The 11,220-nt window shown below is 70.2% G+C and carries 9 protein-coding genes; 6 read left to right on the forward strand and 3 right to left on the reverse strand.

What is annotated here, in order from left to right:
- The first annotated feature begins 327 nt into the window (after positions 1-327).
- The gene (locus FNH08_RS32320; protein ID WP_152775084.1) at positions 328-2,436 is read left to right on the forward strand and encodes a SpoIIE family protein phosphatase; all 2,109 of its coding nucleotides are present in this window, start codon (positions 328-330) and stop codon (positions 2,434-2,436) included.
- Positions 2,437-2,543: 107 nt separating this feature from the next.
- A complete protein-coding gene (locus tag FNH08_RS32325) occupies positions 2,544-3,461 on the forward strand; it encodes a BRO-N domain-containing protein (RefSeq protein ID WP_152775085.1) in 918 nt (305 codons plus the stop codon).
- 93 nt (positions 3,462-3,554) lie between these two features.
- Here the strand turns inward: FNH08_RS32325 and FNH08_RS32330 are convergent, their stop codons facing one another.
- Together FNH08_RS32330 and FNH08_RS32335 are read right to left on the reverse strand one after the other, a co-directional pair.
- On the reverse strand, positions 3,555-4,526 hold the full coding sequence (locus FNH08_RS32330) for a pirin family protein (RefSeq protein WP_152775086.1): 972 nt from the start codon (positions 4,524-4,526) through the stop codon (positions 3,555-3,557).
- Positions 4,527-4,663: 137 nt separating this feature from the next.
- Positions 4,664-5,131 carry an SseB family protein gene (locus FNH08_RS32335; RefSeq protein WP_152775087.1) on the reverse strand — a complete coding sequence of 156 codons (468 nt, stop codon included), beginning with the start codon at positions 5,129-5,131 and terminating at the stop codon, positions 4,664-4,666.
- A gap of 152 nt (positions 5,132-5,283) precedes the next feature.
- Here FNH08_RS32335 and FNH08_RS32340 point away from each other — a divergent pair, with 152 nt between their 5' ends.
- The 3 genes from FNH08_RS32340 (at position 5,284) to FNH08_RS32350 (ending at position 8,976) form a co-directional block, all read left to right on the forward strand.
- Positions 5,284-7,110 carry an acyl-CoA dehydrogenase gene (locus FNH08_RS32340; RefSeq protein WP_152775088.1) on the forward strand — a complete coding sequence of 609 codons (1,827 nt, stop codon included), beginning with the start codon at positions 5,284-5,286 and terminating at the stop codon, positions 7,108-7,110.
- 211 nt (positions 7,111-7,321) lie between these two features.
- On the forward strand, positions 7,322-8,635 hold the full coding sequence (locus FNH08_RS32345) for a M18 family aminopeptidase (protein WP_152775089.1): 1,314 nt from the start codon (positions 7,322-7,324) through the stop codon (positions 8,633-8,635).
- A 119-nt stretch (positions 8,636-8,754) separates the two neighbouring features.
- Positions 8,755-8,976 carry a DUF6458 family protein gene (locus FNH08_RS32350; protein ID WP_152775090.1) on the forward strand — a complete coding sequence of 74 codons (222 nt, stop codon included), beginning with the start codon at positions 8,755-8,757 and terminating at the stop codon, positions 8,974-8,976.
- 27 nt (positions 8,977-9,003) lie between these two features.
- On the opposite strand, the gene FNH08_RS32355 is transcribed toward FNH08_RS32350, so the two are convergent.
- Positions 9,004-10,857: a redoxin domain-containing protein gene (locus FNH08_RS32355; protein WP_152775091.1), complete on the reverse strand. Its 1,854-nt coding sequence runs from the start codon at positions 10,855-10,857 to the stop codon at positions 9,004-9,006.
- Between the two features lie 150 nt (positions 10,858-11,007).
- On the opposite strand from FNH08_RS32355, the gene FNH08_RS51030 reads away from it, so the two are divergent.
- On the forward strand, positions 11,008-11,175 hold the full coding sequence (locus FNH08_RS51030) for a hypothetical protein (protein WP_194238688.1): 168 nt from the start codon (positions 11,008-11,010) through the stop codon (positions 11,173-11,175).
- Positions 11,176-11,220 lie beyond the last annotated feature (45 nt).

The raw sequence follows: 11,220 nt of genomic DNA on the forward strand, positions 1-11,220 counted from the left end.
CCCCGCCCCCGTACGCACCCGAGGCGAACCACCCACAACGGGGAAGCCGCGTACGCGCCGCACCGACACCTGTACGGACGCAGAGGCGCCCACGCCCAAGCCACCACCGCGGCCGGGCCGCAACGGCGGTTCCCCGCCATTGACCTCCACCCAGCGCACCCGCACCACCCGAGGGGCAGCGCCCCCGCATCGCGTACGCCCGACCGGAGACAGCGCTTTCCAGGTTCTCCGCGGCCGGCGGCACAGCGGCGGGTCCCGGCCACAGTGGCTGGGTGGGATGTACAGCTTCGGTGGCAGTGTCCGATCAGCTGTTCCTAAAGTGGGTCAATGCTCACTGGTGAGCCCCTGCCCGCCGTAGGGGACGTCCTGTCCGCTCTCGCGACCGGCCTGTGGCGCTCGGACCCCGACGCCGGGCTCGTCACCCTGGACGCCGAGGCCGCGCGCCTCGTCGGTCTGCCGCCGGAGCCGACAACGATCACGGAGGCCGGCATCCGTGCCCGCTTCCACCCCGAGGACTGGATCGAGGTCGACGGCGTCGTCCGCCTCGCCGTCACCGAGGGGACCATCGCCGAGGTCCGGATGCGGGTCATGGACGAGCGCGGGCGCGTGGTGCGCATCGTACGGAGCCGGACCAAGCCGATCGTCGACAGCCTCACCGGGGAGTACGAGCTGATCGGCACCCTCCAGGAGGTCTCCGAACCCCCGCCGGGCACCGCCGCCCGCACCGCCGTCACCGGCGACTGGCGCCGCTCCCGCGAGGCGTTCCTGCTGGACGCGGGCCGCGCGCTGGCCGAGGCACGCTCCACGGAGGAGGTGCTGCGGGTCGCGGCCGGACTGTCGATGCCGGGCTTCTCCCCGGACGGGCTCGCCGTCTTCGGCGTGGAGGTGGACCGGCTCACCGTCATCGGCCACCACGGGCAGAAACCGGGCGACGAGCGCCCGTTCACCCAGATATCGCTGGACATGGACTACCCGGCCGCCGATGTGGTGCGCACGGGCCGCGCCGTCTACCTCTCCTCCCCCGAGGACTACAAGTCCCGCTACCCCGCCTCCTGGCCCCTCGCCGAGCAGTTCGGCCGCCGCTCCTGGGCCTTCCTCCCGCTCACCGTCGCCGGGCAGACGATGGGCGCGTGGATGGCGGCCTTCACGTACCCCGTCTCCTTCACGCCCGACGAGCGCTCGGTCCTCACCACCGTGGCCCGCATGCTCGCCCAGGCCCTCTCCCGCGCGGGCACCGCCGAGACCGAGCGCGAGCTGACCGACGGGCTGCAGCGCTCGATGATGCCGACGCTGGGCCCCGAGATCCCCGGCATGAACGTCGCCGCCCGCTACGTACCGACCGGCGGCGGCCTCCAGGTCGGCGGCGACTGGTACGACCTGATCCCGCTGCCGGGCGGCAGCTTCGCCCTCGTCATCGGCGACGTCCAGGGCCACGACGTCCGCGCGGCCGGCCTCATGGGCCAGCTCCGCATCGCGCTGCGCGCGTACGCCTCCGAGGGGCACCGCCCGGACGCGGTCCTCTCCCGCGCGTCCCGCTTCCTGTACGGGGTCACGTACGACGACGAGAGCGTCGACCTGCGCTTCGCGACCTGCCTGTACGTCGAGGTCGATCCGGCGACCGGCGTGCTGGAGGTCGCCCGGGCCGGGCACCCCGACCCGGCGGTCCGGATGGCCGACGGCACGGTCCTGACGCGGCCCACGGCGGGCGGGCTCCCCCTCGGCATCGACCCGGACGCCGACTACCCGACGACCCGGATCGTCCTGGAGCCCGGCGAGACCATGCTGATCTGCACGGACGGCCTGATCGAGACCGGCGGCCACGACCTGGACACCGGCTGGCGCCGCATCCGCGGGATCCTCCAGGCGCACGAGGGCGACCTGGAGGCGCTGGCCGACGCCCTGGTCCAGGGCGTGCACGGCCCGTCCTCCCACCACACCCCCGGCCCGCTGGCCGACCGCCGCGAGGACGACATCGCGGTCCTGCTGCTGGGCCGAGAGGGCCAGGGCCCCGGCGACACCGCCCTCGTCCGGCCCACCGTGCGCCGTACGGCCCTGACCGTCGCCCAGGACGAGCCCGAGCGGGTCGCCGGCGCCCGCAAGCACGTGCGCGAGCTCCTGCACGACTGGTCCTGCGACGACCAGGTCGACTCGGCCGTCCTCCTGGTCTCCGAGGCGATCACCAACGTCCTGGTCCACACGGACACGGACGCCCTCCTGATCGCCGAGGTCACCGGCGGGCCGGACCAACGCAGGATGCGCGTCGAGGTCACGGACACCGGCGACGACCTCCCCCACAAGCGCCGCCCCGGCGAACTCGCCTCCTCCGGGCGCGGGCTACTGCTGATCGAACTGCTCGCGGACGCGTGGGGCGTGGACCCACGGGGCGAGGGCAAGAGCATCTGGTTCGAGCTGTACGAGGCGGCGACGACGGCCTGACCGTCTTGTCAGATTCGATCACTCCGTCCACTAACGGGTGAACATCCTTGCTATCCACGCGCGTTGCGTCTGCGCGTGTCTAGCGTCCGGGGCGGAGGTGATGCTCGATGAACGAGCAGAACAACAACACGCCGCCGGAGCAGCCGGTGGCACAGCGGCAGGACGCGATCGAGATCAGCGACTTCGTGTACGGGGCGACAGGCGCGCGAGTACGGAGACTGACCATGCCGGACGGGACGCACTGGTTCCCGGCCGTCGACGTGTGCAGGAACCTGGGGTACGCGCATGTCGGGTCCGCACTGCGCAACGTCGCTGACGCGATCAACTTCGCAAGTGCGGAGAGTGTGCTCCAGAGGCACCGTCTCGGCATTCCCGCAGGTCGAGAGTGGCGACGAGACATGAACCTCGTCAGTCTCCAAGGCCTGATCCGGTTGGTCAACGCCTGCACCAAGCCCGCATCCCAGCCCTTCAAGGCATGGGTATCGGAGGTCATCGCCACGATCCAGCGCGACGGCTCGTACTCCCTGGAACCGGCCTCCGTGCAGCCCGCCCCTACCTGCGGCACCGCCTACGTCATGCCCCCACAGATCGCCGACGCCATCGTCCGGCTCGAAGAGCGCAGCATCCGGATGGGCGAGCAGTTGGCCGACCACGAGAAGGAGCTACGGGAAATCAACCACAGCCAGAGCGTGATCGCCGAGGCGCTCCGGGACATCGCCGTGGCTCTCCGAGGCCCCAACGACGGCTCCCGCCCTGTCACGGCACCGGAGTTGACACCCCAGCAGCTCCTGGCCAACTGGAAGGCAAGGAACCTCGTCGTCACCGAGGACGTCCACATGGTGGCTGCCCAGCTGGCCCCGGCACTGCTGCACGGCGGTGCCGGTTACAGCGTGGAGGAGATCGCCGTTTCCACCGGGCTGTCACACGACCGTGTCCGCGCCTGCCTGGAGATGCTGTCCGAGCAAGGCTGCGTACGACAGGTGGGCCGCGCTCAGGACGGTGCGCCGTTCTACGTACTGCCCTAACCCCGTAGCGGAGCCCTCATAAGACAGGCCCGAAGCCGCAAAACGAAGTTGCGGCTTCGGGCCTCGTCGTACCGTACCGAATCTGCGCAGCCCTTACAGGCCACCCTCCGACATTCCATGCACGGCGGGCACCGTCCCCAGCCGCCCCTTCTGGAAGTCCTCGAACGCCTGCTGGAGCTCCTCACGGGTGTTCATCACGAACGGGCCGTAGTGGGCCATGGGCTCGCGGATGGGCTGTCCGCCCAGCAGCACGACCTCCAGGTCCGGCGTGTGCGAGTCCTGCTTCTCGTCCGCGCGGACGGTCAGCGAGGACCCGGCGCCGAAGACGGCGGTCTGGCCGAGGTGGATCGGCCGGCGCTCGGCACCGACCGACCCCTTGCCCGCCAGCACGTACGCGAGGCCGTTGAAGTCCTCGCGCCACGGCAGCGTGAGCTCCGCGCCCGGCGCCAGCGTCGCGTGCACCATCGTGATCGGCGTGTGCGTGACGCCGGGACCGTCGTGGCCGTCCAGCTCACCGGCGATGACGCGCAGCAGCGCGCCGCCGTCGGGGGTGGTGAGCAGTTGGACGTGACCGCCACGGATGTCCTGGTACTTCGGGGCCATCATCTTGTCCTTGGCGGGCAGGTTCACCCACAGCTGGAGGCCGTGGAAGAGACCGCCGGACATGACGAGCGCCTCCGGCGGGGCCTCGATGTGCAGCAGGCCGCTGCCCGCCGTCATCCACTGGGTGTCGCCGTTGGTGATGGTGCCGCCACCGCCGTGGCTGTCCTGGTGGTCGAAGACCCCGTCGATGATGTACGTGACGGTCTCGAAGCCACGGTGCGGGTGCCAGGGGGTCCCCTTCGGCTCCCCGGGCGCGTAGTCCACCTCGCCCATCTGGTCCATCATGATGAACGGGTCGAGGTGGCGGTAGTGGATCCCGGCGAACGCCCTGCGCACCGGGAAGCCCTCGCCCTCGAATCCGCTCGGCGCGGTCGTCACACCGATCACGGGGCGCGCCACGGCGTCGGCGGGCGCGGCCACGCGCGGCAGCGTCAGCGGGTTCTCGACGGTCACTGCGGGCATGTCGGTACCTCCTTGTGCGCTCAGGTTAGTTGATTATTGAACTTTCTGCCAGCCTCAACACAGAACGCCCGGAGGGCATTCCCTCCGGGCGTCAGCCAGCACGAAAGAGGCGCTATCCGTCTGCGCAGCAACGGCGTCTAGCCATACATACGCCGCATCGCGAACTCGACCATCTGCTCGACCGCCTTCGCGTCGAAGACCATGCGGTGCTCACCCTCCATGTCGAGCACGAAGCCGTAGCCGGTGGGCAGCAGGTCGATGACCTCGGCGCCGGTGATCACGAAGTACTTGGACTCCTTGCCCGCGTACCGGCGCAGCTCCTTGAGCGAGGTGAACATCGGGATCACGGGCTGCTGGGTGTTGTGCAGCGCGAGGAAGCCGGGGTTGTCACCGCGCGGGCAGTACACCTTGGACGTGGCGAAGGCCGCCTGGAAGTCCTCGGCGGCCATCTGCCCCGTGGTGAAGGCGCGCACCGCGTCCGCGAGCGACGGCGGGGACGGCTCGGGATACAGCGGCGGCTGCTGCCCGTACCCGCCGCCCATCGGCTGCTGCGGCGGCGGGGCGTACTGCTGCTGAGGTCCCGCGGTCTGGTCGTAGCCGTACATGCCCCAAAGAGTAACGAGTCACAGATGACCCGATCGGGGTTGCTTCTTATTACCGACGGGTAGCATCATCGGAGCTACTTGTTGGTACGTGAACTGGACGCGAGGGAGTCAGCGCCTCGCCCGTCTCTCTATCTCTCTACGGAGCCGTCGCCATGGGGCACTACAAGTCGAATCTCCGCGACATCGAGTTCAACCTCTTCGAGGTGCTCGGGCGCGACAAGCTGTACGGCACCGGCCCGTTCGCGGAGATGGACACGGACACCGCCAAGAGCATCCTCGAGGAGCTCACCCGCCTTTCGGAGAACGAGCTGGCCGAGTCCTTCGTGGACGCCGACCGCAACCCGCCGGTCTTCGACCCGGAGACCAACACCGCGCCCGTACCGGCGTCCTTCAAGAAGAGCTACAAGGCCTTCATGGACTCCGAGTACTGGCGCCTGGGCCTGCCCGAGGAGATCGGCGGCACGACGGCTCCCCCGTCCCTGATCTGGGCGTACGCGGAGCTGATCCTCGGCGCCAACCCGGCGGTCTGGATGTACTCCTCCGGCCCGGCCTTCGCCCGCATCCTCTTCGACGAGGGCACCGAGGAGCAGAAGAAGATCGCCGAGATCGCGGTCGAGAAGACCTGGGGTTCGACCATGGTCCTCACCGAGCCCGACGCGGGTTCCGACGTGGGCGCCGGTCGTACCAAGGCGATCCAGCAGGAGGACGGCTCCTGGCACATCGAGGGCGTCAAGCGCTTCATCACGTCCGGTGAGCACGACATGGAGGAGAACATCCTCCACTACGTTCTGGCGCGTCCGGAAGGTGCCGGGCCCGGCACCAAGGGGCTCTCCCTCTTCCTCGTGCCCAAGTACCTCTTCGACTTCGAGACCGGCGAGCTCGGCGAGCGCAACGGCGCCTACGCCACGAACGTCGAGCACAAGATGGGCCTGAAGGCCTCCAACACCTGCGAGATGACCTTCGGCGACCGCCACCCCGCCAAGGGCTGGCTGATCGGCGACAAGCACGACGGCATCCGCCAGATGTTCCGCATCATCGAGTTCGCGCGGATGATGGTCGGCACGAAGGCGATCTCCACGCTGTCGACGGGCTACCTGAACGCGCTGGAGTACGCCAAGGAGCGCGTCCAGGGCCCCGACCTGGCGAACTTCATGGACAAGACCGCCCCCAAGGTCACCATCACGCACCACCCGGACGTCCGCCGCTCGCTGATCACGCAGAAGGCGTACGCGGAGGGCATGCGCGCCCTCGTCCTCTACACCGCGTCGGTCCAGGACGAGATCACCGTCAAGGAGGCCGCCGGCGAGGACACCTCCGCGCTGGAGGCCATGAACGACCTGCTCCTGCCGATCGTCAAGGGCTACGGCTCCGAGAAGGGCTACGAGCAGCTCGCCCAGTCGCTGCAGACCTTCGGCGGCTCCGGCTTCCTCCAGGAGTACCCGATCGAGCAGTACATCCGCGACGCCAAGATCGACACCCTGTACGAGGGCACGACCGCGATCCAGGGCCAGGACTTCTTCTTCCGGAAGATCGTCCGCAACCAGGGCGCCGCGCTGAACCAGCTCGCCGAGGAGATCAAGAAGTTCCTGGCGCTGGGCGAGGGCGGCGAGGAGCTGGCCGGCGCCCGCGACCAGCTGGCCAAGGCGGCCGTCGAGCTGGAGGCCATCGTCGGCCTGATGCTCACCGACCTCGCGGCCACCGAGAAGGACGTCAAGAACATCTACAAGGTCGGCCTCAACACCACCCGCCTGCTGCTGGCCTCCGGCGACGTGGTCGTCGGCTACCTGCTCCTCAAGGGCGCTGCGGTCGCGGCCGAGAAGCTGCCGACGGCTCCGGCCAAGGACAGGGCCTTCTACACCGGCAAGATCGCGGCGGCGAAGTTCTTCGCGGCCAACGTCCTGCCGGGTGTGACCCTGGCCCGCAAGGTCTCCGAGGGCGTGGACCTGGACCTGATGGAGCTGGACGAGGCGGCGTTCTGAGCCGCTCCCCGGAGCCACTCGGGTCCCACGGGGCAGTTACTCCCAAGGACCTTCGGGTCCCCGCGGGGCAGTTGGTGCCCCTTCCGACCGGGTTGGGTGCTTGAACGGAACCTGTCCGTCCGTTCAGGCGCCCGACTCTCCACACCCCCCTTACGAGGGCCCGTTCCCCATCACCGGGAGCGGGCCCTCGTACGTCGTTAAGGTGAACCCCATGTGCAGCACAGGAGCCCGCTTCGACCGCGGCCACACCGACGACCTCATGACCTTCCTGGCGGCCTGCCCGTCGCCGTACCACGCGGTGGCGAACGCCGCCGAGCGGCTGGAGAAGGCCGGCTTCCGCCAGGTCGCGGAGACGGACGCCTGGGACGGGACCTCCGGCGGCCGGTACGTGCTGCGCGGTGGCGCGATCGTCGCCTGGTACGTCCCCGAGGGCGCCGAGCCGCACACCCCGTTCCGCGTCATCGGCGCGCACACCGACTCCCCCAACCTGAGAGTGAAGCCGCTGCCCGACAGCGGCGCGCACGGCTGGCGTCAGGTCGCCGTCGAGGTCTACGGCGGCCCGCTGCTCAACTCCTGGCTGGACCGCGACCTGGGCCTCGCCGGCCGCCTCACCCTGCGCGACGGCTCGACCCGCCTCGTGAACATCGACCGCCCGCTGCTCCGCGTGCCCCAGCTCGCCATCCACCTGGACCGCACGGTGTCGTCCGACGGGCTCAAGCTCGACAAGCAGCGCCATCTGCAGCCGATCTGGGGCCTCGGGAACGACGTCCGCGACGGCGACCTCATCGCCTTCCTGGAGCACGAGGCGGGCCTGCCCGCCGGTGAGGTCACCGGCTGGGACCTGATGACGCACTCCGTCGAGGCACCCGCCTACCTCGGCCGCGACAAGGAGCTCGTCGCGGGCCCGCGCATGGACAACCTGCTGTCCGTGCACGCGGGTACGGCCGCGCTCGTCGCGATCGCCACCGCCGACGCGGCCGGTGACGTGACCCTGCCCTCCATCCCCGTCCTCGCCGCCTTCGACCACGAGGAGAACGGCTCGCAGTCCGACACCGGCGCCGACGGCCCACTGCTCGGTTCGGTGCTGGAGCGCTCGGTGTTCGCCCGCGGCGGATCGTACGAGGACCGGGCGAGATCCTTCGCCGGAACCATCTGTCTGTCCTCCGACACGGGCCACGCCGTCCACCCCAACTACGCCGAGCGGCACGACCCCACGCACCACCCGCGCGCGGGCGGCGGGCCCATCCTCAAGGTGAACGTCAACAACCGCTACGCCACGGACGGTTCGGGCCGCGCGGTGTTCGCCGCCGCCTGCGAGAAAGCCGGTGTCCCCCTCCAGTCCTTCGTCTCCAACAACTCGATGCCCTGCGGCACCACCATCGGCCCCATCACCGCGGCCCGCCACGGCATCAAGACCGTCGACATCGGCGTCGCCATCCTCTCCATGCACAGCGCCCGCGAACTCTGCGGCGCCGACGACCCGTTCCTGCTGGCGAACGCACTCGTGGCCTTCGTGGAGGGCTAGTTCACCCTCGCCCCCCAGGGCACTCCCCGCATGGGTGATGCCTCCCCGGGTACCCGGAGCTGACCGGAACGACCGGAGGGTCCGGAAGGTACCGGACCGAACAGGGAGGCAGTGAACTCATGGGCCTGGGCGGATGCATCATCCTGATCGCCGTGGGGGCCATCCTCACCTTCGCCACCGACTGGGACATGCAGGGGGTCAACCTCGACCTGGTCGGCGTCATCTTCATGATCGTCGGACTGATCGGGGTCGCGACGTTCAGCAGCATCGCCAAGCGCAAGCGCGTGGTGGTGCCGCCGACGCCGCCGGTGATCGAGGAGGAACGGCGCCACCACTACTGAGGGTGAGACCACTGAGCGTGAGCCGGGTCAGGCGTCCTCATCCATCCCCGCCAGCACCAGCGGCAGCCGGTCCGCCCCGCCCTCGGTGACGCGGACCGGCACCCCCCAGTCCTGCTGGTGGACGTGGCACGCCGGGTACTCGTTCGACGGATCGTCGTCGCAGGACGCGGCCATCGCCGAGACGTGCAGCACGCCCTCCGGTATGGAGGGGTTGAGCTCGACCGTGCGGGAGAGGTCGGTGTCCGCGCCCTCGCCCTTCAGGAGCAGCTCGGGCGGGGTCGAGGAGACCAGGAGACGGGTCGACGGACCGTAGCGCGTGTCGAGCTTCTGTCCCTTTGGGGCCTGGAAGACGACGTCCAGCCGGAGCGTGCCGGGCGCCACGTCGGTGGCGGCGCGCTGGGTGCGGTGGGCGACCGACGCGACCCGCACGGCCTCCTCCGGCAGCCGCAGCCGGGTCAGCCGGTGCCGCGCGGACTCGACGACCACGATGTCGTCCCCCACCAGCACCGCGTCCGACGGCTCCCGCAGATCCGTGGCCAGGGTCGTCACCTCACCCGTCGCCGGGGCGTAGCGGCGCAGGGCGTGGTTGTACGTGTCGCTGACCGCGACCGAGCCGTCGGGCAGGGCCGTCACGCCCAACGGGTGCTGGAACAGGGCCTGTTCGCCGACGCCGTCACGGTGCCCGAAGTCGAAGAGCCCGGTGCCGACGGCGGTGTGGACGGCACCCTCGCGGTCCACCCAGCGCAGGGCGCTCGTCTCGGAGTCGGCCAGCCAGAGCCGCTCCCCGTCCGCCGCCACCGCCAGACCCGACGGCTGTGCGAACCATGCCTCCGGGCCCGGACCGTCGACCAGCCCCTCGTTGGTCGTGCCCGCCGCCACCGCGACCGTGCCCTGGGCCGGGTCGTACGTCCACAGCTGATGCACTCCCGCCATGGCGATCCACACGCGCCCCTCGAAGACCGCCACGTCCCACGGGGACGACAGGTCCACCTCGCGCGCCGGACCGGACGTCGGCGAGCCCTGCCACCACTGGCGGCCCGTGCCCGCGAGGGTGGTGACCTCACCGGTGGTCAGGTCCAGGCGCCGCAGCGCGTGGTTGACGGTGTCGGCGACCACCACCGAGCCGTCGCCCAGCAGCGCCAGACCCTGCGGTTCGCTGAAGCTCGCCGTCTCGCCCACGCCGTCCGCGAAACCCCGGGCGCCCGAGCCGACGCGCCGCACGACCGTCTCCCCGTCCGCCGCCAGCTCCACCAGCTGATGCCGGGTGGTGTCACTGACCAGGAAAGTGCCGGACGGCAGCAGCAGCGCCTTGCCGGGGAAGCGCAACACCGTGGGCTCGGGCTCCGGCGCCACGTACGGACCGTCTCCCCGCCGCAGCGTGCCCTTCGCCTCGTGCTCCGCCTCCAGCTCCTCGACCAGCCGTGCTATCGCGTGCGCGTGCCCCTCTCCGGCGTGCTGCGCGACCACGTACCCCTCGGGATCGACCACCACCAGCGTGGGCCAGGCCCGCACCGCGTACTGCTTCCAGGTGGCGAGCTCGGGGTCGTCGAGGACGGGGTGCTCCACGCCGTACCGCTCGACCGCGTCCACGACCGCCCCGTGGTCAGCCTCGTGCACGAACTTGGGCGAGTGGACGCCGATGACCACCACCGTGTCCCGGTGCTTCTCCTCCAGCTCGCGCAGCTCGTCCAGGACGTGCAGGCAGTTGATGCAGCAGAAGGTCCAAAAGTCGAGAACGACTATGCGCCCACGCAGGTCGGCCAGGGTGTACTGCTTGCCGCCCGTGTTCAGCCAGCCACCCTTGCCGGTGAGCTCGGGGGCGCGGACACGGACACGGCGTGGTGCGGAGCTGGTTGCGGACTGGGATGCGGAGTCGGTCATGGATCAAGCGTGCCACTTTCGCGAGGAACGCTCGCGAGCCTGTGGATAACTTTCGTCACCGAGTGTGAGAGATCCCCTACCGGATGCGTATGGGCGGTGTTGGAGGGATATTCGACGCAAGCAGGGGGGCCGACTGCGAGGAGCAGTTCCATGACGCACGACACCGGCACCCCCGGCACCCGCGACCGCGCCCCCCGCCAGGACGACGACGAGCGCGAGCGCGAGCCGAGGGACATGCCCGAGCTCCACGGCACCCGCGAGGAACCGCGCCGCTCCTACGACGACCGGGACGCCGACATAAGGGACGGGTACCGGTAGCCAGGGGACCGGACCGGCGTGGGGGCGCCCGGAGCACTCCGGGCG

Origin of the sequence: Streptomyces spongiae (assembly GCF_009377185.1) — a bacterium.
Taxonomy (GTDB): Bacteria; Actinomycetota; Actinomycetes; order Streptomycetales; family Streptomycetaceae; genus Streptomyces; species Streptomyces spongiae.